The sequence below is a fragment of the Desulfurivibrio nitratireducens genome (assembly GCF_044068515.1).
In the GTDB taxonomy this organism is placed as follows: domain Bacteria; phylum Desulfobacterota; class Desulfobulbia; order Desulfobulbales; family Desulfurivibrionaceae; genus Desulfurivibrio.
The window spans coordinates 1-24,652 of sequence record NZ_JBIPKI010000039.1 but is presented as its reverse complement, the minus strand read 5'-3'; the positions used below and the strand labels follow the sequence as shown (position 1 = coordinate 24,652).

Annotated in this window: 17 protein-coding genes; 10 read left to right on the top strand and 7 right to left on the bottom strand. The window is 62.9% G+C overall.

Annotation, left to right across the window (positions count from 1 at the left end; translation table 11 throughout):
• Positions 1–75 precede the first annotated feature (75 nt).
• Complete coding sequence (locus ACHHTY_RS09555) at positions 76–1,995, top strand: ASKHA domain-containing protein (protein WP_395493896.1); 1,920 nt, start codon at positions 76–78, stop codon at positions 1,993–1,995.
• Between the two features lie 37 nt (positions 1,996–2,032).
• On the top strand, positions 2,033–3,199 hold the full coding sequence (locus ACHHTY_RS09550; RefSeq protein ID WP_395493895.1) for a SprT-like domain-containing protein: 1,167 nt from the start codon (positions 2,033–2,035) through the stop codon (positions 3,197–3,199).
• A gap of 117 nt (positions 3,200–3,316) precedes the next feature.
• Here ACHHTY_RS09550 and ACHHTY_RS09545 read toward each other — a convergent pair whose 3' ends face one another.
• Positions 3,317–4,123 carry a DUF3786 domain-containing protein gene (locus ACHHTY_RS09545; RefSeq protein WP_395493894.1) on the bottom strand — a complete coding sequence of 269 codons (807 nt, stop codon included), beginning with the start codon at positions 4,121–4,123 and terminating at the stop codon, positions 3,317–3,319.
• 242 nt (positions 4,124–4,365) lie between these two features.
• On the opposite strand from ACHHTY_RS09545, the gene ACHHTY_RS09540 reads away from it, so the two are divergent.
• The 7 genes from ACHHTY_RS09540 (at position 4,366) to ACHHTY_RS09510 (ending at position 12,066) form a co-directional block, all read left to right on the top strand.
• Complete coding sequence (locus ACHHTY_RS09540; RefSeq protein ID WP_395493892.1) at positions 4,366–5,058, top strand: DUF1538 domain-containing protein; 693 nt, start codon at positions 4,366–4,368, stop codon at positions 5,056–5,058.
• A 60-nt stretch (positions 5,059–5,118) separates the two neighbouring features.
• Positions 5,119–5,847, top strand: coding sequence for a DUF1538 domain-containing protein (locus ACHHTY_RS09535; protein ID WP_395493891.1), 729 nt, complete (start codon positions 5,119–5,121; stop codon positions 5,845–5,847).
• The gene (locus ACHHTY_RS09530; protein ID WP_395493890.1) at positions 5,844–6,533 is read left to right on the top strand and encodes a P-II family nitrogen regulator; all 690 of its coding nucleotides are present in this window, start codon (positions 5,844–5,846) and stop codon (positions 6,531–6,533) included. The genes ACHHTY_RS09535 and ACHHTY_RS09530 overlap by 4 nt, the downstream gene beginning before the upstream one ends.
• A gap of 210 nt (positions 6,534–6,743) precedes the next feature.
• A complete protein-coding gene (locus ACHHTY_RS09525; protein WP_395493889.1) occupies positions 6,744–7,637 on the top strand; it encodes a dihydropteroate synthase in 894 nt (297 codons plus the stop codon).
• Between the two features lie 166 nt (positions 7,638–7,803).
• Positions 7,804–8,355 carry a type I restriction enzyme HsdR N-terminal domain-containing protein gene (locus ACHHTY_RS09520; RefSeq protein WP_395493887.1) on the top strand — a complete coding sequence of 184 codons (552 nt, stop codon included), beginning with the start codon at positions 7,804–7,806 and terminating at the stop codon, positions 8,353–8,355.
• A gap of 291 nt (positions 8,356–8,646) precedes the next feature.
• Positions 8,647–9,993 carry a class II 3-deoxy-7-phosphoheptulonate synthase gene (locus ACHHTY_RS09515; RefSeq protein ID WP_395493886.1) on the top strand — a complete coding sequence of 449 codons (1,347 nt, stop codon included), beginning with the start codon at positions 8,647–8,649 and terminating at the stop codon, positions 9,991–9,993.
• A 159-nt stretch (positions 9,994–10,152) separates the two neighbouring features.
• On the top strand, positions 10,153–12,066 hold the full coding sequence (locus ACHHTY_RS09510; RefSeq protein WP_395493884.1) for a bifunctional diguanylate cyclase/phosphodiesterase: 1,914 nt from the start codon (positions 10,153–10,155) through the stop codon (positions 12,064–12,066).
• Positions 12,067–12,146: 80 nt separating this feature from the next.
• Here ACHHTY_RS09510 and ACHHTY_RS09505 read toward each other — a convergent pair whose 3' ends face one another.
• Positions 12,147–13,937 carry a TolC family outer membrane protein gene (locus ACHHTY_RS09505; RefSeq protein ID WP_395493883.1) on the bottom strand — a complete coding sequence of 597 codons (1,791 nt, stop codon included), beginning with the start codon at positions 13,935–13,937 and terminating at the stop codon, positions 12,147–12,149.
• Positions 13,938–14,315: 378 nt separating this feature from the next.
• Here ACHHTY_RS09505 and ACHHTY_RS09500 point away from each other — a divergent pair, with 378 nt between their 5' ends.
• The gene (locus ACHHTY_RS09500) at positions 14,316–15,110 is read left to right on the top strand and encodes a transglutaminase-like cysteine peptidase (protein WP_395493882.1); all 795 of its coding nucleotides are present in this window, start codon (positions 14,316–14,318) and stop codon (positions 15,108–15,110) included.
• Here ACHHTY_RS09500 and ACHHTY_RS09495 read toward each other — a convergent pair.
• The 5 genes from ACHHTY_RS09495 to ACHHTY_RS09475 all read right to left on the bottom strand — a co-directional run bounded on the left by ACHHTY_RS09495 (position 15,107) and on the right by ACHHTY_RS09475 (position 24,488).
• Positions 15,107–15,439 carry a hypothetical protein gene (locus ACHHTY_RS09495; RefSeq protein ID WP_395493881.1) on the bottom strand — a complete coding sequence of 111 codons (333 nt, stop codon included), beginning with the start codon at positions 15,437–15,439 and terminating at the stop codon, positions 15,107–15,109. The genes ACHHTY_RS09500 and ACHHTY_RS09495 overlap by 4 nt on opposite strands.
• A 56-nt stretch (positions 15,440–15,495) precedes the next feature.
• Positions 15,496–20,151, bottom strand: a complete 4,656-nt coding sequence (locus ACHHTY_RS09490) for a retention module-containing protein (protein ID WP_395493880.1) — start codon at positions 20,149–20,151, stop codon at positions 15,496–15,498.
• A 128-nt stretch (positions 20,152–20,279) separates the two neighbouring features.
• Positions 20,280–20,900 carry a response regulator transcription factor gene (locus ACHHTY_RS09485; RefSeq protein ID WP_395493879.1) on the bottom strand — a complete coding sequence of 207 codons (621 nt, stop codon included), beginning with the start codon at positions 20,898–20,900 and terminating at the stop codon, positions 20,280–20,282.
• A 28-nt stretch (positions 20,901–20,928) separates the two neighbouring features.
• Positions 20,929–22,281: an HlyD family type I secretion periplasmic adaptor subunit gene (locus ACHHTY_RS09480; protein WP_395493878.1), complete on the bottom strand. Its 1,353-nt coding sequence runs from the start codon at positions 22,279–22,281 to the stop codon at positions 20,929–20,931.
• A complete protein-coding gene (locus tag ACHHTY_RS09475) occupies positions 22,278–24,488 on the bottom strand; it encodes a type I secretion system permease/ATPase (protein ID WP_395493877.1) in 2,211 nt (736 codons plus the stop codon). The genes ACHHTY_RS09480 and ACHHTY_RS09475 overlap by 4 nt, the downstream gene beginning before the upstream one ends.
• Positions 24,489–24,652: the final 164 nt, after the last annotated feature.

The following is a 24,652-nucleotide window of genomic DNA, read 5'->3' as shown; positions in this document are numbered from 1 at the left end:
CGGTCCGGGTGGTCGTTTGCCTGGCAGCTCTTTCCGCGCTTGACAGCGGAGCCAATCCTGCTATTTTGCTCAGCCATGAGAACAATTCAATTTCTGCCGGACAAAGTCTCCATCGAGGTGGAGGAGGGGGAAAACCTGCTGGCCGCGGCCGCCAAGGCGGGGGTCTATATCAACGCCTATTGCGGCGGTGACGGGGTTTGCGGCAAGTGCAAGGTAAGGATCGAATCCGGCGAGGTCGAATCGGCCAAGGCCCGGCTCAAGGACGACGACTACGCCGCCGGCACCCGGCTGGCCTGCCAGAGTAAGGTCAAAAGCGATCTGGTGGTGCGGATTCCGGAAACGACCGGCAAGGACGGCAAGGCCCTCAAGCGCAAGCCCGTAACCACCCGGGCCATCTCGGCCCGCTCCCTGGATAAGCTCACCGGCACCTGGCAGTTGGACCCCCCGGTGGAAAAGCGTTTTCTCAAGTTGGAGCCTCCCACCAAGGAAGACAACGTCCCCGATCTCCAGCGGCTGATGCGGGCCATCCGCCAGCGCTGCCACGACTGCAAGGATCCCACCTACGACCATCCCGAACTGCTCAAGGACCTGCCCTTCACCCTGCGGGAGGCCGACTGGCAGGTAACCCTGATCCTGCTGAAGGGCCGGCGGGCCGAGGAACCGGACCGGATCATCGCGGTGGAGCCCGGCGATACCACCAGCAAGCTCTATGGGCTGGCGGTGGACATCGGCACCACCACGGTCTGCGGGGTGCTGATCGACCTCAACTCCGGCCAGGTCATCGCCGAGGCCTCGGCCTACAACGATCAGATCGCCTACGGCGAGGACGTGATTTCCCGGATCGTCTATTCCCAGCGCCCGGACGGCTTGCGGACCCTGCAGGCCAAGGTGGTCCGCACCATCAATACCATCATCGAAACGGTCTGCAAGACGATGGTGATCAGCCCCAGCGACATCAGCTACATCATGGCCGCCGGCAATACCATCATGAGCCATCTGCTGCTGGGCCTGGACCCCAAGTTCATCCGGGAATCACCCTATGTTCCCACCTGCAGCCATTTCCCTTTGACCCGGGCCGCTCAGCTCGGCGTTTATGCCCACCCCTCGGTCCGGCTCTTTCTCTACCCGGCGGTTTCCAGTTATGTCGGCGGGGATATCATCGCCGGGGTCCACGCCTGCCGGATGTACAAAAGTCCCGAACTGACCCTGTTTATCGATATCGGGACCAACGGCGAAATCGTGGTGGGCAACGAGGAATGGATGGTCTGCGCCGCCTGCTCGGCCGGGCCGGCCTTCGAGGGGGGCGGCATCCGCCACGGGATGCGGGCCAACTCGGGGGCGATTGAAAACTTCAATATCCACCCGGAAACCCTGGAGCCGATGATCATCACCATCGACCGGATCAAACCCTGCGGCATCTGCGGCTCGGGCCTGATCGCCATTGTCGCCGAGTTGCTGGCCGCCGGGGTCATCGACCAGCAGGGCAAGTTCAACCGCAAGCTGGAGCACCCCCGGATCCGGCAGGGCGAGGACGGCCGCGAGTATGTCCTGGCCTGGGGCAAAGACGCCCTGCTGGGCGAGGATGTGGTGATCAGCGAAGTGGATCTCGACAACCTGATCCGGGCCAAGGGTGCCATGTACGCGGGCTATCTGACCCTGCTGGAGTCGGTGGGCATGGGCTTCGAGGATCTTGACCGGGTGATCCTGGCCGGCAATTTCGGGGCCTACATCGATCTCGAACGGGCCATCACCATCGGGCTGCTGCCCGATATCGACCGGGAACGCTTTTACTACCTGGGCAACGGCTCCATGCTGGGCTGCCGGATCAGCCTCTGCGACAACCAGCGCTTCCGGGAGCGGATGATCGTGAACAACCTGATCACCAACCTGGAGCTGGCGGAAAACGCCCGTTTCATGGACCACTACATGGCCGCCCTCTTCCTGCCCCATACCGATATGAGTCTTTTCCCCTCGGTCCGCGACAAGCTGGGTTGAGCCCCGGGCGCCCCTTAATGCCGCCCCCCGCGCCACCATGACGAATTCACCCAATAACTGGCGGCAATGGCAACGCCAACTGGTCCGGGAGCATGAACAGCTCTCGGCCTATTATGGTCTCAAACTGCCCACCCCCCTGCTGGTGATCGGCGCCGCCGCCGGCCGGGCCGGTTCCTGGCGCGCGGAGCCCGGGCCGGGAGTGCTGGAGATCGCCGCCTGGCTTATTGGCCGGCACGGCTGGGACGTGGTTCTGGAGGTGCTCAAACACGAAATGAGCCACCAGTACGTGGCCCAGGTCATGGGCCGCGGCCACGAGCCCCCCCATGGCCCGGCCTTCCAGGAGGCCTGCCGCCGGCTGGGGGTTCACCCCCTCTTCCGCCGGGCCCAGAGTGAAATTCCCCGCCTGCTGCCGGGCAACCGCTCCCCTGCCTCCGCCACCCTCCCGGTAATGGCCAAAATCGAGAAACTGCTGGCCCTGGCGGCCAGCGCCAACGAGCATGAAGCCACCCTGGCCATGGCCAAGGCCGGCGACCTGATGCGGCGCCACAACCTGGAACGGCTGGCTGACCCGGCTGGCCAAAACCCGGTCGCGGCAGCTTACGATTACCTGGTCATCAGCACCGGCCGGCGGCGGCGGCCGCCCCATCACGCCCACCTGGCCGCCATCCTGCAGGATTTCTTCTACGTCAAAACCATCAGCTACCCGCTTTACGATTCCCGCCACGACCAGTGCCACCAGGTCCTGGAACTGCTGGGCGCCAGGGAGAACCTGGCGGTGGCCGAATACGTTTATCAGTTTTTGGCCGGCCAACTGCCCCGCCTCTGGCAACGCTACCGGTTGGAGGGTGGGGCCCCGGGACGGGCCAGGAACTCCTACTATATCGGCGTCCTCAACGGGTTCCGGGAAAAACTGCGGCAACAGGAAACCACCCGCGGCGGCCGGGAACTGACCCTGGAGGCGATGGCCGATCAGGGGTGGTCAGCCCCTGGCGCCAACGCCACCTGCAGCAGCCTGGTTTGCGCCGGCGACCGCGGCCTGCAGGAATTCCTGGCCGCGCGCTATCCCCGCCTCCGCAAGATCCGGGGCAAGGGAACCCGCCTTTACGCCGACACCTACCAGGCCGGCCGAGCCGAAGGGCGCAAGATCGTGATTCGCAAGGGCATTAAGGAGCGCCAGGGCAACCGGGGCAAGTTGCTGCCTTGATCGGGCCGAGTCCCCCAGGCGGCGACCGACAGGACCCGGGTCAGGACAAACAGGGAAGGGGCGGGATCGCTTGGCCAACCCGGAGCGTTTAACCGGGGAGGTAGAGGGAAGTGATCCTCAGCAGTAGCGCATCCGCTGGAGAATTTTTTCCGCCATGGCGGCAATTCCGGTCCCCAGGAAATGGAGCATCTCCGGATTGCTGTTCTGTTCGGCGCTGCGGTCGAAGGAAATCCGCAGGGATGAGGCCAGGCCCTCTTCCGGCGGCTGATAGGCGAGGCGGAAGGGGACCAGGGGCAGGGGGTGGAGCAGAATAACCCGCCCGTTTTCCGGCTTGACCGAAATTTCCCGGGCGGCGAACATGCTCAGCATGGCAAAAAAATCATCGCCGTACTCATCGGCCAGCCGGCGCAGCGGCTCTTCGCAGCGCTTGGCGAACAGGGGCGCCGCGGCCTGGCCGCCGGCCAGGGCGGACAGGGGCAACCACTCTCCCTTAATCGCCGCCCCCCGGCAGACCAGGAGATAGCGCAGCAGAGGCAGCTGCACCCAGGCGTTGACATGACAATCGGAATCAAGCCGGCCGGTTCGATCAATAAAAAAATCCTTGCCCAGACAAGTCACCGCCAGCCGCTCCCCCTGCAAGCGCGCCCCGATCCGCGGGGCCAGGGCGGCAAAATCCAGCTTGGCCACCTCCTGCCGCAGTTCGAGGGCCGCTGCTTCCTGCTCCTGGTCCAGGCTCCGCCGGGGCTGCAATTCGGCCTCCAGCCGGGCCAGGGTGGCCGGCTCCAGGCAGGGACAGGCGTCCAGCCGCTTGCTCCCCCGGATCACCGCCGCCGCAAAAGCCATGCAGGAAGGCAGCAGGCAGCGGCCGCAATTATCCCGCGGCAGCAATTTGTACAGTTCGTAAGGATTATTCTGAATGCTCATCGGCAAATCCGCTCCCGCTAATGGTCTCGATTCCCGGCTGAATATAGTGAGCTGGCCGGCGAAAGTCAAACCAGCCGGGGCAGATCCCGGTTAAGCCACCGGCCCCCGGTGGCCGCCTGCGCAGCTTTTTGCCTGGTTTCCTGCTTTTTTTTCCGGTAGATTAACTTAAGTCTTTGCCTATTGTTGTCAACTTCGCCGCCGGCGGGCCCTGAGGGCCATACTTTGTTACCCGGATCGATCCCATGCAGGATATCAAGGAAACCGTTCAAGAGGTCTTTTACGCGGTGCTGCCGATTACGGCGGTGGTGTTTGTCCTCCAGTTCACCCTGATCTGGTTGCCGCTGGCGACGTTTTTCCAGTTTCTGGTGGGGCTGGTCATGGTCACGGTGGGCCTGACCCTCTTTTTATGGGGCGTGCAGGTGGCGATGCTGCCCATCGGCGAAATGATCGGGGCCTCCCTGCCCAAGATGGGCAAGGCTTGGCTGGTGGTGTTTTTCGGGATTCTCCTGGGTTTTGCCGCCACCGTGGCCGAGCCGGATGTCCGGGTGCTGGCCATGCAGGTGGACCAGGTTTCCGGCGGCGATATCTCGAAAAATCTGCTGATTTACACCGTCGCCGCCGGAGTCGCCTTTTTCGTCGGGCTGGCCATGCTGCGCATCATCCTGAGCATCCCCATCACCTATCTGCTGGTGACGGGCTATGCCCTGGTTTTTTTGCTGGCCGCATTCACCCCGAACCATTTCGTGCCGGTCTCCTTTGACGCCGGCGGAGTGACCACCGGGCCCATGACGGTGCCCTTCATCCTGGCCCTGGGGGTCGGGGTGGCCTCGGTCCTGGGGGGCAAAACCGCCTCCGCCGACGGTTTCGGCCTGGTGGCCCTGGCTTCCATCGGGCCGATTCTGGCGGTTATGCTGCTGGGTATTTTCTATGGCTAGGCCCGAAAGCGGCAACAGCGCAGCCTTGACTGGCGGGATGGACCACGGAGGGGCCGTTTCTTGAATATCAAGGTTTTTGCCGGGTTCGGGCATGTCATGCTGGAGGTCGGGGTGGCCCTGGTCCCCCTGCTGGCCTTTTTTCTTTTTTTCCAGTTTTTCGTCCTTCGCCTGCCCGCGGCCCAGCTGTTGAATATTCTCAAGGGTCTGGTGCCCACCTTTTTCGGCCTGGCCCTCTTTCTCCAGGGAGTCAAGATCGGCTTTTTCCCGGTGGGCACCGAAATGGGGGCTAAGCTGGCCGAACTGCATCACAACTGGCTGTTGATCCCCGTCGGCTTCCTGCTGGGTTTTGTCGCCACCTTTGCCGAACCGGCGGTGCGGATCCTCAACCTGGAAGTGGAGAAGACCTCCAGCGGCTCCATCCCCCAGAAAGTGATGCTGTACACCCTCTCCATCGGGGTGGCCGTCTCCATCGCCGTCTCCATGGCCCGGATGCTGCTGGGCATTCCCCTCTGGTATATCATCATCCCCGGCTACCTCATCGCCCTGATCCTGATCCGCTATTCCCGCCAGAACTTCACCGCCATCGCCTTCGATTCCGGCGGGGTGGCCACCGGCCCGATGACCGTAACCTTCATCATGGCCGTTTCGGTGGGAGCGGCGGGGGTGCTGGAGGGCCGCGACCCCCTGCTCGACGGCTTCGGCATGATCACCCTGGTGGCCCTGGCCCCCATTCTGGCCGTACTGATATTGGGCTTGTTATTCAACCGCAAACCACGAGACCAGTCATGAATGTGATTTCCTGTTATAAAATAATGATCACCGTGGTCAACAAAGGCAAGGCCCGCAAGGTCGTTGAAGCCTCCCGGCGGGCCGGAGCCGAAGGGGGGACTACCTTTCTGGGCAAGGGTACCGGAATTTACGAGAAAAAGTTTTTTGGCATCCCGGTCAGCCAGGACAAGGAGATAATTTTCACCCTTTATCCCGATAAAATCGGCGAGGAACTGTTCAATGAGGTAACCACGGCGGGCAATCTGCGGGAAACCGGTCAGGGCATCGCCTTTGTCATCGACGTGCGAGACCTGATCGGGATCGCCCATTTCTGCGACCTCGAGGCCATGAAGAGGCATAAAATGAAAGAAAAAAGCGGTTATGAGTTGATTGTCACCATCGTCAACAAAGGCAACGCCGAAACAGTGGTAACCGCCAGCAAACGGGCCGGGGCCGAAGGGGGCACCATCCTCTTCGGCCGGGGCACCGGCATTCATGAAAAGGCGACCCTCTTTTCGATTCCCATCGAACCGGAAAAAGAGGTGATCCTGACCCTGATCAGCGCGGAGAAAACCGCGGCGGTTCTGCAGGCCATCCGCGAAGACACCTGCCTGGACGAACCGGGGATGGGAATCGCCTTTGTCCTGCCGGTGGAGCGAACCTCGGGCATCAAGCGCCTGGAAGATCCAACCGCCACCGGCTGTTAAAATTCCCGCGGACGATGCTGTTGCCCATTTGCTTGACATACGGGGCAGATAGGGCTATTTTCATCGGGTTGTCCGATATAGTTCATCTTTCCGGCTATTAAGATGTCAAGATTCGGACGCCCGGCCGCCGCGGTCGGACGCATCCGATCATTTTTTTTTGCACTTTTTTGTTAATTTTCTATTTTATTACCGCACACAAGGAGGGAAGAAATGATCAAGGTACAGGCAATTGCCGAGAGCATCAACATCATGGGGAAGCGGAGCGGGAACGCGATGAAGGAGCGCAACCCCGGCCCGATTCAGGAAATGGCCAAGGAAGAAGCCGCCGCCGGGGCGTCCTATCTTGACCTCAACATCGGCCCGGCCCGCAAGGACGGCACCGAGTTGATGCCCTGGGTGGTTGAGACCGTGGAAGCGGTCACCCCCGTGCCGCTCTGCCTTGACACCACCAACACCGCCGCCATGGCCGCGGGGTTTGCCGCCCTGAAGAACAAGCAAGCGGCCATCATGAATTCGATCTCGGCTCAGCCGGAGCGCATGGAAAAACTGATCCCGGTGGCCGCCGAAGCCGGCTGCAACGTGATCGCCCTGCTCTGGGGCCCCGACGGCATGCCCCGGGACTCCAACGAGCGCGCCGCCATGGCCGTCGACCTGATGATGGCCCTGGCCGAGGCCGGGATTCCCAACGAAAAGATGCTCTTTGATCCCATCGGCACCCCGATCACCCTGGGGGCCGACCAGATCAATTCCGGCCTGGAATTCATGAGCATGCTCCAGGAGATTGCTCCGGGGGCCGGTTCCACCGTGGGACTTTCCAACGTCTCCAACGGGGTGGCCGAGCACCTGCGCAAGTACCTGGATCGGACCTACCTGATCATGCTGATGAAGTACGGCATCACCACCGCCATCGTCAACTCCTACGACGCCGAACTGATGGCGATCTGCAAGGGCGAGCGCCAGGAGCTGGTGGAGATGGTCCACGGGATGATGGACGGCACCGATCCCGATCCCGCCGCTCTTTCCGGCACCGCCCTCGAACATTACAAGACCTACAAGGTGCTCTCCGGCCAGAACGTCTTTTCCGAATCCTGGCTGGAGCTTTAACCCGGACCCGCCGCCCGGCCGGCGGCAGGGAACCGGCAAGGGGCGGGGAAGAAGCGACCGGCGGCTCTTCCTTGCCCCCTTTTTAATTGGCCCTCCCGCCCGGTTTTGCCGGCCGGGAGGGCGGTTTGTCCTGCTGACCATTATGGCGGATATCGCTTCTCACCATATGATCCATGGGCACCTGGAGGATTTCCTCACCGGGGAGACCCTGGTGGATACCGATGACGAGCGCTACCGGCAGCAGTTGGCCCGGCTGCTGGTAACGAAGAAGGGTTTTGCCAAAAGCGAGATCGAACCGCGGCTGGTGATCGAAACCCTGTTCGCCGGCTGCTTCGTCAGTTCGAAAATCGATTTCGTGGTCAAGCTCAACGGCCGGAGGGTAATGCTGCTGCGCTACGGTCCCGGCTCCCTGGTTACCCGCCAGCGCCCGGCCCTGGCCGCCGCCCGGGTTCTCGACCCAGGCCAGATCATCCCCCTGGCCGTGGTCAGCAACGGCCAGGACGCCGAAGTGCTGGAGAGCCGCAGCGGCAAGGTGCTGGCCCAGGGGCTGGCCGCCATTCCCGACCGTCCCGCTCTGCTGGCCATGATGGCGGACCTGGATTTCAGCCCCCTGGCGGAGTCCCGCCGGGAGCGGGAGTTGCGGATTCTCAACGCCTTCGATGTGGAGGTGTGCTGCGCCGGGGGGCCCTGCCCCCTCCCCAACGCCCCCGAGGGGTAGTAAAACGCTGGTCAGCACCGCATCTTTGGGCGATCGGTCCGGCTTGCGTAGGCGGGCTACGCGGCGCCGGGCCGCTTGCCCAAATCTGCGGCACTGACCAGCGTTTTACCCGGTATTAGCGCCATTTTAGGGCGATCAAGGCCAGATTGCGGAGGCGGGTTGTGCGGTGCCGGACCGCTTGCCCACGCTGGGGCAACGGGCCTTGCGCCCTGATAAAGTTTTAGCCTTTGTATATCGTTTTTTTTGTAAAACCAGGTAGGTATCGGTAATTGAATTTAGGAGTTTTTTGCCATGAGCAGTCAAAAGCCTTGGAGTAAGGAAAGCTGGCGGAACTTTCCCGCCCTGCAGCAGCCCAACTGGCCCGACCAGCAGGCCTACCAGGAAGCCCTGGCCACCCTTTCCCAATTGCCGCCCCTGGTTTTCGCCGGGGAGATTCGGGATCTGAAAAAGCAACTGGCCATGGCCTCCCGGGGAGAGGCCTTTCTCCTCCAGGGCGGCGATTGCGCCGAGAGCTTCTCCCTCTGCACCGCCCCGGTGGTGCGGGAGCTGCTCAAGGTTATTCTCCAGATGACCGTGATTCTCGGCTATGCCGGCGGCAAGCCGGTGGTCAAGGTTGGGCGAATGGCCGGCCAGTACGCCAAGCCGCGCTCGGCCGATACCGAAATGGTCAATGGGGTGGAGTTGCCCAGCTACCGGGGGGACATGGTCAACAGCAGCGAACCGACTCCGGAAGCGCGCCGGCCCGATCCCCAGCGGCTGGTCAAGGGCTATTTCCTGGCCTGCGCAACCATGAACATCCTTCGGGCCTTCACCCGGGGCGGCTATGCCGCCCTCGACCGGGTCCATGCCTGGAACAACGAATTCGTCAAGAATTCACCCCATGGCCAGATGTATGAAAAGCTGGCCCGCCAAATCGAACAGGCCATCAACTTCATGCGGGTAGTGGGGCTGGACACCAACATCCCCCAGCTCACCCAGGCCAGTTTTTTCACCTCCCACGAGGCCTTGCTGCTGGGCTACGAAGAGTCCCTGACCCGTCAGGATTCCACTACCGGCGACTGGTACGACTGCTCGGCCCACATGCTTTGGATCGGCGAACGTACCCGCCAGGTGGAGGGAGCCCACGTCGAATTTTTCCGGGGCGTCCACAATCCCATCGGGGTTAAGATCGGCCCCAATCATGATATCGACAACGTCAAACGCCTGATCAGCACCCTGAACCCCGAAAACGAACCGGGCAAGCTGACCCTGATTACCCGGTTCGGCATCAAGAAGATTGCCGAAGGGCTGACCCCACTGGTCCGCTCCCTCAAGGAGGAAGGGTTCAACCTGGTTTGGAGTTGTGACCCCATGCACGGCAATACCTATACTTCCGCCAGCGGCCTCAAGACCCGCAACTTCATCAATATTCTCGAGGAAATCCGGGCCTTTTTCGAAATCCACTGGCAGGAAGGGACGGTGCCCGGCGGGGTGCATTTTGAAATGACCGGAGCCGATGTCACCGAGTGCGTCGGGGGTGGCCGCGACATCCTCGATCAACAATTGGGACAAAGATACATGACCATGTGCGACCCCCGCCTCAACGCCGAGCAAAGCCTGGAACTGGCCTTCCAGATCGCCGAGTTGCTGCGGAGCTGATCAGGGCAGATTCTGCCCAAAGTCGCGGAAAAGCGGTTGTTCTTTGGCTGGCGGTGTTATAGGATTAGCCTGACGGGGTGAAGACCCGGGGAACTTCCCGGCCCGGGCCGACAGCACCTGCCGGCCCCCGCTTCCCCAGCAACCACGGAGGTGGATTCCATGTCCCTGCTTAAACAGCTCTGGATCGCCGTTGCCGTGATCATGGTCCTGGCCTTCGGCGGCAGTTTCGTGGTCAGCACCCTGTCAGCCCAGAACTATCTGAACCAGCAGCTCTACCTGAAAAACCTCGATAACGCCAACTCCCTGGCCCTTTCCATGTCCCAGGTCGCCGATGATCCGGTCATGGTGGAGCTGCTGCTCAGCGCCCAGTTTGACAGCGGCCATTATCAGTTCATTCGCCTGACCGATCCCAACGGCGCGCTTATCGTCGAGCGCCGCAACCCGCCCATTAAGGCCGGGGCGCCACCCTGGTTCCAGCGCCTCGTTCCTCTTCAGGCTCCGCCGGGAGTTGCCCAGGTCCAGGCGGGCTGGCTGCAGTTCGGCACCCTCACCCTGCAAAGCCACAGCAAGTTCGCCTACGAGGCTCTCTGGCAGGGAACCCTCCGGTTGTTGCTCTGGTTTGCCGCCGGAGCGGCCATAGTCGGCTTTATCGGTTCCCTGGCCATCAAATCGCTAACCCGGCCCCTGGGCGATGTCGTCGCCCAGGCCCAGGCCATCGGGGAGCGCCGCTTTATCAGCATCCCGCTCCCGCGGACCCAGGAACTGCGGCGGGTGGTCAACGCCATGAACGGCCTGGCCAACCGGATTAAAACCATGCTGGCCGAAGAGACCGCCCGGCTGGAAATCCTGCGCCGCCAGAACGAACACGACCCCTTGACCGGCCTGCTCCAACGGGAACCTTTTCTCCGCCGGGCCGAAGCTCTGCTCGGCCGCGATGACGCCAGCGCGGCCGGAGTGCTGATCATCGCCCGCTTTGCCCACCTGGCCGAAACCAACCAGCAACTGGGCCGGCCCCTGACCGATCAGTTGCTCCGGCGCCTCGGCGAAAAGCTCTCGCAACTGACCACCGTCCATCCGGACTGGCTGGCCGGCCGGCTCAACGGCTCGGATTTTGCCCTGCTGGCCCCCGGCAAAGCGGATACGACCCTCGACCTGGCCCGGCAAGTGGCCGGGGAACTTCACCTGGCCGTTGACGACGCCAATATCGGCGGCGAACGCCGGTTGCCGCTCGGAGCAACCGCCCTGGATCCGGGTGAATCTCTCTCGCAACTGCTGGCCCGGGTTGATTCCGCCCTGGTGGCCGCCGAAAACGACGTAATCGAATCGGTGCAGGTGGCCAACAAGTATGATGCCGCCCCACCCTTCAGCGATCTCGACGCCTGGCGGGCCGCCCTGAGCGGGGCCCTGGCCGCCGATGCCCTCAAGCTGGCCGAATATGCGGTGGTTGACCGTAACGGTGACCTGCTGCACCTGGAGGCTCCGGTGCGGCTTTTAATCGGTGGTGAATGGCTGCCGGCCGGGGTGATCATGTGCTGGGCCGCCCGGCTGGGCCTGATGCCCCGGCTCGACGGCAAAGTGGCGGCCCGGGCTTTGGAGGAAATCGGACGGCGCGACCAGGACCTGGGTATCAATATCTCGGCGGAGTCTCTCTGCGACCAGCATTTTCAAGCTGCCCTGCTGGAGATGCTGCGGCGTAAACCGGAAGCCGCCGCCCGCCTTTGGCTGGAAATTCCGGAAGCCGGCGCCTTTCGGCATCTCAAGGAATTTCGGGCTCTGTGCCTGGCGGTCAAGCCCTTGGGCGTCAAAGTGGGGCTCGAACATGTGGGCCACCAGTTCTCCCGGATCGGCGACCTGCACGATCTGGGCCTGGACTACATCAAAATCGACGCCTCTTTTATCCGAGATATCGACACCCACCCCGGCAGGCAGGCATTTCTCCGTGGAGTGTGCATGATCGCCCACTCCATCGGCCTGACCACCATTGCCGAAGGGGTGCGGCAGCCGGCGGAAGCCGAAATTCTCCCCCATCTGGGCCTGGACGGCATGACCGGACCGGCGATCAACCAGCCATAAAAAAAGGGGGACGACCTTAAAAAGTTATCTTTTTAAGGTCGTCCCCCGACTTCGCAACACCGGCGGCCGGCCGGCGCCGGTTATTCAACCATGGTTACCGCTTCCACCCGGCGATTGCGGCTGCGCCCCTCGCGGGTGTCATTGTCGGCGATGGGCTGGGTCAGCCCGTAACCCACGGCATTGAGCCGCTCGGCATCAACCCCGTGCTCCACCAGGCTGTTGGCAACCGCCTCGGCCCGAGCCTGGGAAAGCCGCAGGTTATAGTCAGCCGGACCAATATTGTCGGTATGGCCTTCAATGGTCAGCTTGAGGTTCGGATGCTCGACGAGAAAGGCGGCCAACTGGGCGATTTCTCCTTCATATTGCGGCAAAACTTCCGCCGAGTCGAAGGGAAACTCCACCTTGATCCGATAGGGAATGCCTTCCAGCAGCACGGCCGGAGCAGGCGCGGCCACCGGCGCCACTACCACCGGGGCAGGCTCCGGCCGGACAAACGCTACTCTTTCCACCGCCTCCGCCGGACAGATGATATCGGGATCGACGCTGGTGCGGTCCTGGCCGATATCGCTTGCGGTCGGCAGGGCTTCCCGGCTTACCCCCATAGCCTGGAGGAGGCGGCCCATGGCGGCCAGGGTCCGGGCGTGGGCCAGGGCGTAATCGTGGCTGGCGTGCACATAAGCACGCCGGGCTTCGAAATACTCGTTTTCCGTATCCAGCAGGTCGAGCAGAGTCCGCTGGCCGATATCGAACTGATCCCGGTAAGCCTCGCGAGCCTTGCCCGAGGAGAGCTGGTGTTCTTCCAGGTAGCGAAGCTGTTCTTCCAGGCGCTCCATGTCGTTGAAGGCGATGGTCAGGGTCTGGCGCAGGTCCCGGCACTCTTTTTCGCGCAGGCTCTTGGCCACGCTCAGCTGCTGCAGGAACTGGCGCTGGGCGGCCCGGTCCGAGCCGCCGGCAAAGAGGTTGTAGCTCAAAACCACCTCGGCGACGGTCTCATCCTTGCGACCCTCGATGGCATCCCAGCCCCGGCCGAACTTCTGGCGGGCCTGGAGATCAACCCGGGGATGAAAGGGGGCCCGGCGGGCCGCCGCGGCGGCCTCGGCGGAACGGACATTTTCCACCGCGGCGTTGAAGGAGGGGCTCTCCTGGAAGGCGAGGTGGAGAGCCTCGGGCAACTGGTCGGGGATTCCTTCGCTGACGATGTCGGCCGGGGCCAGATCCCGCGGCACCGAGCCGACCACCCGCAGGTAACGGGTGCTGACGTCATACAGGTTGCTGGTTTCGGTGACCCGGTTGGCCTCGGAAAGGGCCAGGCGGCCGGCGGCCTGCTCCAGGTCAACCCCGCGGCTGATCCCGGCCTGGACCCGCTCCTGGACCTTGTCGAAAACAGTCTGGTGCTCCATGTAGTTTTCCACGGTCAGTTCCTGCAACTCCCGGTAACGCAGCACGTCGAGGTAGGCGCGGATCGTCTCCAGGCCCACCCGCTCGGAAGCGGCCAGAACCTCGTAGTAGCGGACCAGCTTGGCATACTCCAGCCGGGCCACCTCGTTGCGGGTGGCGAAGCCGTCGTAAACCATCTGGCGCAGCGCCAGGGTCACGTGGCTGCGGCGGAAATCGTCATCGGGACGGTTGGCCCAGTCCCAGTGTTCCCAGCCCGTCCCGGCGGTGAGATCGAGGCGGGGGAAATAACCACCCCGGGCCACATCCTTCTCGTCCATGGAGGCCAGAAATGAGTACCAGGTCGCCTGGACCTCGGGATTTTCCGTAATCGCCTGCCGGACCGCGTCCGGCAAAGTGGTGGGTTCCTGAGCCTGGGCGGGCCCCCCGACCACCATTAAAAATGACAAAGCCAATAAACCTGTTTTGATCCGCATCTTCCCGACCTCTCTGATAAAAATTATTGTTTGAATAAAAGTGATCTGCCCGAGAAAAAACAGCCAATAAACCTGCGGTTATTCTCACTGGATCAGCTTCCTGAAGTCAAGGGATAAAATGCAGGCGACCGTAAAAAAAGCCGGCACCGATTTACCATTCGGGCAAGCTCTTGCCACCGCCAAATTCGAAGCAGCCGGCAGAAAAGTTGCGCCATCTTGCCGGCGGCGGCAGCAAGCCACCGAAGTTGGCCCATCAAGGCAGACTGATCACCATCGCCGCCGGGCTCAACTTTGACCTGTCTCCGCCCGGCAGGATACGTGTTGCGGCCCGAGCCGCTCTTGCGGTAGAATTCAAAAATGCTCTCAACTCAAGAAAATATGCCCCTTGTCAACCAGGGAAATATTTTTTCTTGGCCCTCCCGGAGCCAAGCTCCCCCGGCCGTGGCGGCCGGCCGGGGCCTGCCCCAAAGGCCGGGCCGACTGCTGCTCCCGGCCGGCTTGCTCCTGGTCTGCCTGCTGCTGTTCGGCGGTCTCGGCAGGGCGGCTCCCGATTTCGACCTCATGGCCCAACTGGCGGACCAGCGTTTCGGCCTGGAGGGGCGAAGGGCGGTCATCGAATGGCGGGATTTTCTGGCCGATGCGGCCGAGCTGGCCCCGGCGGAGCAACTGGGCGCGGTCAACGAATTCTTCAACCGGCGGATCAGCTTCGGGGATGATATCGACATCTGGGGCCAGGTCGATTACTGGGCCACCCCCATGGAAACCCTGGGCATGCGCCGCGGCGACTGCGAGGACTTCGCCATTGCCAAGTACGTCAGCCTCAAACTCCTGGGCCTGCCCGCGGAGAAGCTGCGCCTGATCTACGTCCGGGCCCGGATCGGCGGCAGCTACAGCCAGGTCTCCCAGGCCCACATGGTCCTGAGCTACTACCCCACCCCGACCAGCGAACCCCTGATCCTGGACAACCTGATCAGCGAAATCCGGCCCGCCGGACAACGGCCCGACCTGTTGCCGGTCTTCAGCTTTAATCTGGAGAGTCTGTGGGTCGGCGACGCCAGCGCCCCGGCGGCCGAAGCCACCGCGCGGCTGTCGCGCTGGCGCGACGTGGTGCAGCGGATGCGGGATGAGGGGCTGGCAAGCCTGGTTAAAAAGGAGGCGCCGGCTGAGAGCTAGAGCAGTTCGTCCTCTTTGCCTTCAGCCAGCAAATTGAGCGAGTTGAGGGAGGAGCGCAGGGAACGGCGCTCCATCAGCTTGGCCTGGGCGGCCTCGGGGAAATCGGTGAAGCGGATCAGGTCCCGGGCGATCAGCAGATCGATCAGGTCCTCCACCACCCGGGCCAGGCCCAGGTCGGTGGTGGCCAGGGAACCGCGGCCGCCGGCCAAGGTACCGGCAAAGGCAACCACTTCCGGGTGGTCCGGGGCCAGGGCTTGCCAGCCCTCCCCCTGCTCCTGCCGGCTGACGGCGTTGATCCGCCCGGCCTGGTCGCGTTTGGCGTAAATCATGGATGCCCCTGATTATGGCCCGCCCCGCCCAGCTTTGGGGGGGCGGGCCAAATGGTTTATATTTCCGAACCATCCGTTTTCAGGTTGGCGAGAATGTGCGTCACCAGATCGGCCTCGGAGAGGGCCACTCCCTCGAGGATAATGGTCTGGTTGAAGGAACCGGCCACGTTGCCGTTGGTGTCGATATTGATGGTCGTGTGACTGCCATCATTGCTGATGGAAATGTACTGGCTCAGGTTCTCCTCGGTCAGCCCGGGCAGCAGATCGCCCAGGGAAAGAACATCGCCCTCACCCAGATTGAAATCGGTCACCGTATCCACCGCCGGATTGGCTACCGTGCCCTGGTCACCCAACTGCCAGACGAAGGTATCGGCCCCAAGACCGCCGGTCAGAGTATCGCTGCCGGACCCGCCGATGATCACGTCGTCGCCGTCACCGCCGTAGAGGATATTATCCCGGCCATCGCCGATGATGGTGTCATCATGATCGGAACCGATGATATGGGGCGCCCCGTCGGCGGCATCGGCTTCAACCCCCGCAGCGGCTCCAGAAAAGTCCTGGGTCTCCGCCGGCAGCATGGTAACGCTGATCGAGCCGGTGGCCACATCGCCGTCGGCATCGACAATTTCGACCGGCACGGTGAAGTCGACCGGGACCGCCGGGTCGATGGTGGTGGTACCGAAATCACCGATCTTGAAGGTCTCGCCCCCGGCCCAATGATATTCGATGCTGCTGTAGCCGTCGGCGGTATAGGCGGAAATTGTGGTATCGGAAACCACCCCGGAAACCTCGGCTTCGTACCCGGTGCCTGCCTCGTCTACTACCAGTATGAATCGAACGGTGAAACTTTCTCCGCCCACGTTGACCACGGTTGGAGTCGCACTATAGCTGACCTTGGCACTTTCGCCATTGTAGCGAATGCCAATGGTGGTAATCGAATCCCGGACGCCATCGCCGACAATATTGTTATTATCGGTATCGCCAAGATCATCAAAGGCCTTGATTCGAATCGCCGACTCCTTGCTTCCGCCGGTAATACCGGTGAACTTGGCCGAGGCTCCGTTGACATTGTAATGGCCGTCAAAAGAGTGGAAATCTTTATCGGTCGAATTGGGGTCGTAAGTCTGGCCAGATTTAGGTTTCCCATCCAGGTTATAAACAAAGTCAACCCGCATGGCCTCGCCCTCGCCTACGGAGGAACCGCCTCCGACCCCGCCGGAGTTGGCATTGGTGTTGACCGTGCCCGCGCCGAATGGGGTCAGCAGCAGATCATTGTTGTCACCTTCAGGGTTCGGATTATAAAAGCCAGCCCAGTCGGTATTACCACCGACAAAGTTATAGGCCCCGTTGACCGTGAATTCGATGGTGGTCAGGCCGCCATCGACGACGCCGATCATCTCCACCGTGTAGGTGTCGTCATCGTCGAGGTTATGATTAAGGGTGATGGTAAAAATATCACCCGCTTGCTCGGTGTAACCGGTCAGAACCTGACCGTCGGCGGAAACAGAGTAGAGGATCGACTGGCCGCCGGCGGTCAGGCCGCTTTCGGTACCTTCGAGATCCGCCGAGAAGCGAACGGTTCCCGGTTGATCGGCGCCGATATTGTTGTCGATATCGCCGTCGATATCCAGCGACCTGGTGACCGTCGCCCCGGCCTCGTTGACCAGGTAGGCGGCTTTGGGAGTGAAGACCGTCGGCCCGTCATCGGTGAAGGAAATGTTGCCGCCCAGATCCAGGCTCTGGCTGGCAAAAGCCGTGTCGCCATCGCTATCGGTGATGGTGGCGGTGCCGGTCAGCACCACCAGCCCGGTGGCCAGGCCGATCTCGTCATCGGTATCACTGCCGGGGGCGCCATGGTCAATGGCCTGATACTGGGTCAGAGTCACCTCGCCGAAATCATCGGAGTTGGGATCATTGTCCACGCTCAGGCTGAAGACCGTGTTGGCCCCGGCGACATCATCCACATCAGTCGCCGTCGAACCCACAATCTCACCGTTGATCAGGTAAAGGTAGATGGAAGCATCGCCGCTGCTGAGACCTGAATCTGCCCCGTTTTCAACCCCGGTTGCCAGGCTCAGGGTATAGCTCCAATTGATCGAACCTGCAGCACCATCGGCACCGAAGCTCGTACTGTCGACATCGTAGGTAAAGGCCGCGGCAAAACCAGCGCTGTCGGTGCCGATGCCGCCGCCTACGGTGTCGGCATCGAAAGTGGTCAAGGGGATTCCACTGATATTACCCGCACTTACTTCGATGCTCGGAGCATCGTCGCCAAAGGCAATAACCGTACCCAGATCAATGCTCACCGTGTCGCTGGCCGTATCGCCGTCGGCATCGGTTACCGTGGCGGTGGCGCTCAGGCTGATCATCCCGGTCGGCAGCCCGATTACCTGGTCGGTATCAGTGTTGGGCCCGCCATGATCGATGGCGGCAAACTGGGTCATGGTGACCTCGCCGTCACTGTCCACGCTCAGGGTAAAGACGGTATTGTCCCCGTCTACATTATCGGCCTCATCCGCCGTTGAGCCCACGATCTCACCGTCTTTCAGGTAGAGATAAATGGTATCGCCACCGCTGTTCAGGCCGGAATCATTATCCGGGCCGATAAGCGACAGGGTATAGGAGTCTACCGTCACCTCTCCCGGCCCGTCCGCGCCATGGCTCTCGGCGACAGCGGCCAGGAAGGCGGCGCCAAAGCTCGCCGTCGCCACACTGGTGCCCTCATCGGTTTCGCTGGTTCCGCCGGTGACCTCGGCATCGGAAGTGAGCAGGCTGATGCCTTCGAGGTCCACCTCGTCGACATCGATATTGGGAGCATCGTCGCCAAAGGCAATAGCTCCGCTCAGATCGACGCTTACCGGCTGACTGACCGTATCGCCGTCGGCATCGGTGACCGTGGCGGTGGCGCTCAGGCTGATGGTTCCGGCCGGCAGCCCGATTACCTGGTCGGTATCAGTGTCGGGCGCGCCATGATCGATGGCGGCAAACTGGGTCAGGGTGACCTCGCCAGCCTCATCAACCGCAAGGGTGAAAACCAGGGTTTCTCCGGCCCAACCCTCGACCACACCAGCCTCGTTAACGCTCAGGATGATCGCCGTATCGCCGCTGGTCAGGCCGGAGGCGCCCTCGGCCGCGGTCACGGCCAGGGTATAGCCGTTCAAGGTAACCGTTCCCGGCCCGTCCGCTCCGAAGTCGGCATTAACCGCGGCTTGGAAGGCGGCACCAAAGCCCGCCGTCGCCACACTGGTGCCGTCGTCAGTCTCACTGGTGCCGCCGCTAACCTCGGCATCGCTGGTGGTCAGGATGATATCGCCGATCTCGACCGTCCCTACGTCAATCGTGGGGACATCGTCACCGAAGGCGATCCGGCCGCCCAGATCGATGCTCAGGGTCTCGCTGGCCGTGTCGCCGTCGGCGTCGGTTACGGTGGCCGTGGCGCTCAGGCTGATGGCGCCGGCGGGCAAACCGACTTCCTGGTCGGTCTCGCTGCCGGGAGCACCGTGATCGATGGGCCCGTGCTGGGTCAGGGTAACGGTACCGGCCTCATTCACCGCAATGGTGAAAACCAGTTCCCCATCGGCCCGGCCTTCCACCGCCCCGGCTGCGTTGACGCTCAGGATGATGGCCGTGCCGCCGCTGATCAGGCCGGAATTGGCGTTGGTCACCGTCAGGGTGTAGTTGTCGATTACCAGGCTGCCGGGACCATCGGCGCCGTAATCGGCCGTAACCGCCGCCGCGAAGGAGGCGGCAAAGCCGGCGCTGGCGCTGTCCACGATTTCGGCGTCGGAAGTAGCCAGGCTGATGGTGCCGGGATCGACGGCCCCGATCTCGAGACTGGGAACATCGTCCCAGACCACCACGGTGAGCTGAGCGGAAACGACATTGCCTTCCCCGTCGGTCACCGTGACGGTGATATTGACATCGAGGCTTTCGTCATTGGCCGGCTGGGCATGGTCCATCGCCTGCAGCAGGGTGAAGGTGTAGGTGCCGTCGGCATTGACCACCGCCTGCCAACTGTCGTCGTCGGCCGTCAGGGTGCCGGTCTCGGCGTTCCAGGTGGCGCCGGGAGCGGCAAGGGCCACCGAGCCGGGCCCGGCGCTGCCGAAGTCAACGCCCAGCGGCTGGGTAACCGACACCGCCCCTTCGGTCAGGGCAGCCTCGCCGACTTCGGCCCCGATCGGATTAACGGTGGGATTGACGGTGGTCGGAGGAACAACGATTTCTTCAACCTCGTCGACAATCAGGGCTTCGGCAAAGGTCGGGGACTCGGAGCCGGCGGTGTCTGCAAACTCGTAGCTCAGGGGGTCAACCTCTTCGGTAACCCGCAGCAGGCGGACAAAACTGCTGCCCTCGCCTTCCTCGCCGCCGGTCAGACCCGCCGCGGGGGGTTCCAGTTGGGCATCAATATCTTCTTCCTGTTCCAGGGCCTGGAGAATCCGCTCGGCGGTGGTGGCCGCCAGGGCGCCCTCGGCGACATCCGGCCGGCCGGTTTCAAAAAGCTCCGCGGTCATCAGGATGCTCTGGTCGGCGGTAACTTCCATGATGGAGCCGTCCATAAAGGTCAGCTCGACCCGGCCATCAGCGGCGGTGATCACGGTTTCGCCCTGGAGCAGGGTATCTCCCGGCTGCAAGGGGCGCAGCTCGCCGTTTTCGTTGCGGGCGGCGGCCCTGCCAAAGACGGCAATTACGGTGGCGACTGGTTGACTGGCCATGGCGCTTCTCCTTTAATTTCGTTGCGGAGCCAATGCTCCCGGGGACGAAAAATATGTCCGTTTATGGAATTACTGTAGCAGAAAAAAAAGGAAAATAAATTGGACCAAAGTACAGGTTATGAAAAAAATCAGCCGACCCGTTCTTCCCGCCCTAGCAAAAGCACCAGTTGCAGGCGGTCACGGACTCCCAGCTTTTCGAAGATCGCCCCCAGGTGGGCCTTGACCGTGCGCTCGCTGATCGCCAGCAGCTCGGCCACCTCCCGGTTGGAGCTGCCCCGTCCCACGGCCAGGGCCACTTCCCGTTCCCGGGCGGTCAGGGATTCGAGGGCGGGATGACCTGGTTCGGGAGCAAAAAAACGGCCGGTGGCGGCCATCACCCGGCTCATCAGTTCCGGGCCGATCCAGAGGCCGCCGTTGGCCACCACGGTGGCGACCTGCTGCAGCATGGCCGGGGTAGCCTGGGCATGGCAGTAGCCGGAAGCCCCGGCGTTCAAGGCCTGGAGGGCCTCCAACTGGGAAGGGGTGCTGGAGATGGCGACGATCCGGGCGGCGGGCAGCAATTGGCGCATGCTGCGCACGGCCTGGTCAAGCGGGGTCCGGGGCAGGGCTCCGGCGTGGAGCCAGAGCAGGGTATCCCCCCCGGCCCGGGCCAGCCCGGCCGGCGCGGCGACCACGGTTCCGGCCGGGAAGGCCTGGCGCCAGCGGGTCAACTGGTCGGGTCGGCTGGAAAGGCAAACATGAGCATTCATTATAAACTCCCGGAAGGGCAAGAGCGGCTCAGCGCTCCCGCATGGCGTTGGCCTTGGCCCGCAGCACCGGCTTGAGCAGGTACATCAGGATGGTTTTTTTGCCGGTCATGATGTCCACCTGGGCCACCATCCCCGGGATAATGGGCAGATTGTCGCCCAGGTCCGATTCCACCGTGCGGACCCGAATCATGTAAAAGGCGTTGCCGCGCTCGTCGATGACCGTATCGGCACCGATATGCTCCACCAGGGCGTTGAGACCCCCGTAAATGGCGAAATCATAGGCGGTGAACTTGACCATGGCCTCCTGGCCGGGCCGCAGAAAAGCAATGTCCTTGGGCTTGATCTGGGCCTCCAGCAACAGGGCGTCGTCCAGGGGCACCACCTCCACCACCTCCCGGCCCGGCTGGACCACTCCGCCCACCGTGGTGACCAGCAGCCTTTTCACCGTGCCGCGGACCGGCGATTTGACCTCGGCGTGCTTGACCCGGTCGGCCAGGGCGGCGCTCTCCTCGGCCAGGGCGGCCAAACGGCCCATGACCTCGGAGAGTTCCGAACGGAACTGGTTGCGGAAATGGAGTTCCACCTCCTGAATCTTTTGCCGCGCCTCCCGGATGGCGGACTGGAGCCGTTCGATCCGGGCCGCCCCTTCACCCTTCTCACCGGTCAGGCGGACCACTTCCCGCTCCAGGCGCAGCAGGTCCACCTCCGAAACCGCCCCCGAAGCGGCCAGGGGCTTGGAAACGGTCAACTCCCGGGAAGCCAGCTCCAGGCTGCGGTCTACCTGGTCCCGGCGGGAATGGGCTTCGTTGAGTTCCTGCTGGCGCTGTTCCAACTGCTGCCGGGCCATGTCGATGTTGGCGGCCAGGGCATCGCGACTGGAATAGTAGAGGGTCCGTTCCCGCTCGACGGTTTCCGGAATCTCGGCCAGCAGCTCGGCCGAGGGCACGAAGGGGCGCCCCTCGGAAAGGGCCATCAGGCGTTCGGCCCGGGCCTGCAAAACCAGGGACTGGGCCCGGTTTTCCCCCAGGGAAGCAAGGAAGCGGGTGGGATCGACCCGCAGCAGCACCTGGCCCGGCACCACGGTTTCTCCTTCCCGCACCAGAATCTCGGTGACGATCCCGCCGTCCACCGACTGGATCACCTGGATCTGGCTGGAGGGAATGACCCGCCCTTCCCCCCGGGTTACTTCATCGATTTCGGCAAAGGCCGCCCAGACCACCAGGCCGGCGATGGCCAGCAGCCCCCAGTGGATAAGAGCCCGGGCCCGCAGGGGTTCCTGCTCCAGCCGGGCCCAGTCGGCGTCGCCGTCCCAGTCCCGGTTGCCGTCGGGGCGCAGGGGCAGCCGCCGCCGCATCAAGTAATCGAAAAATCTGCCGATCATGCCGCCTTGCCGATGCGCCCCTGGCGCAACGCCTCCACTACCCGGGCTTTGGGACCGTCAGCGACGATCCTGCCGCCATCAATAACGATCAGTCGACCCACCAGTTCCAGCAGCGAATTCCGGTGGGTGATGACAATCATGGTTTTGCCCGCGGCGTAGGTACGCAGCCGGGCCTTGATCTCTTCCTCGCTGGAGTGGTCCATGGAACCGGTGGGCTCATCCAGCAACAGAATCGGGGGCTCGCCGATCAGGGCCCGGCCCAGGGCCACCCGCTGGCGCTGGCCGCCGGAAAGGGACTCGCCCCGCTCCCCCACCATCATATCGAAGCCCTGGGGATGGCTGTTGACAAAATCGAGCAGGCCGGCCAGCTCCGCCGCCTGGAGGACCGCGTTGTCGTCGGCCGCCGGCAGCCCCATGGTCAGGTTGTCGCGCAAAGTCCCGTAAAAAAGGGTCACATCCTGGGGAACGTAGCCGATATTGCGCCGCAGTTCGGCGGGATCGAGCTGACGCAGATCGATCCCGTCGATGAGCACCGCCCCGGCGGTGGGCTGGTAAAGCCCGAGAATCAGCTTGTGGAGGGTGGTTTTGCCGGAACCTACCCGACCCAGGATCCCCACGTGCTCGCCGGCCTTGATCCGCAGGGAAATATTGCGCAGGGCGCTGACCTCCTGGCCGGGATAGTTGAAGCTGACCTCCTTGAACTCGATGGCGCCCTGGAAGGAGCTGCGGGAGAGGAACTTGGCGTCGTCGGGGCGCTCCACCGGATTTTTGAGAATCTCGTTGAGGGATTTCAAGGCGGTGGTGGCGTTATGATACTGGGTGAGCAAGCCCGCCGCCTGGCCGATGGGAGCCATGGCCCGGGAGGAGATCATGGTGCAGGCGATCAGGCCCCCCATGGAAAGCTGGCCGTCGGCAATCAGATAGACTCCGGTGACAATGACCGCCACCACCACCAGCTGCTGGGTCCAGATGGCGCTGTTGATGGAGGAGGTGGAAAGCAGGCGCAGGCGGGCCGCGGTGCGGGCCAGAAAGGCCGCCGACTCTTCCCACTTGCGCTGCATCAGGCCTTCGGCGCCCAGGGTCTTGATCGTTTCCAGGCCCACCAGGCTTTCGATCAGGGTGGCGTTGCGCTGGGCGCTGGCCCGGTAGGTGGTTTCGGAAAGCTCATGCATTTTCCGCTGCACCGTCAGGGCATACAGCAGCACCAGCATCATTCCGGCCACCAGCGGCAAAACCACCGGCCAGGCGATCCAGGCGATCACCAGCAGAAAGACCAGGGTAAAGGGGATGTCGATAAAGGCGGTGACCGTGGCCGAGGTGATGAAGTCGCGCACCGTTTCAAAGGAGCGCAGGTTGGCGGCAAAAGAGCCGGTGCTGACGGGGCGGTTTTCCAGCCGCAGGCCGAGGACCCGCTCCATGATGTAGGCGGAAAGCTTGACATCCACCCGGCTGCTGGCCAGGTCGAGGAAATAGCCCCGCATGGTGCGGGCCACCAGGTCCGCCACCAGGACAAAGGCCACCCCGACGGCCAGCACCCACAAGGTGTCGAAGGCGTGGTTGGGCACCACCCGGTCATAGACATTCATGATGAACAGGGGCAGGGCTACGGCAAAGAGGCTGATCATGAAGGCCGAAAGCAGGACATCCCGGTAGAGGGGCAGATTTTCCCGCAGAGCGCCCCAGAACCAGTGGCCGCCCCGGATCGGACCCACCTCGGGAACCCGGGCTTCAAAAGCAAAGCGGGGCCGGGCGAGAAGGGCCCGCCCACTGTAGCGGGCGACCAGTTCCGCCAAGGGCACTTCGATCTCCGCCTCCCCCAACTCGGGCAGAATCACCCGGGCCATGGCCCCGTCGGCGCTGAAGCCCGCCAGCACGCAGGCCTCCTGGTCCCGGAGCAGCAGAATGGCGGGAAAAAGGCGGGGGTTGAGCTTCTCCAGGGGGCGCTGGACAAGATTGCAGGTCAGGCCGGCGCGCCGGGCCGCCCGGGGGAAAAGGCTGGGGGTAAGGCGGGCCTGCCGCTCGATGGGCAGACCGGCCAGGGCCGCATCCCGGGTCAGGGGCCGGCCATGGGCCCGGGCAACAATCAACAGGCTTTCCAGCAGGGGATCGACTTCATCGCGGAGAGCGGCGCCGGCGGCCGGTTTTGGTTCAGGGAGATTTTCAGGTTTTTCGCTGCGCTTTACGACAATTTCCGGCCCGCTCGCCATGATGTTCTCCGCGGGGCCCTGAACAACCGGCCCCGGATTGGTCATTTTCTCAGCCCTCAAACCAAGGCTTGCCCGAACAAAGGAGACTGAGAATCAATATTTCATATCGCCGCAAAAGTTTGCAACTGTTTTTACTTTTACCCGGCTACAAAAACCGCCCTGGC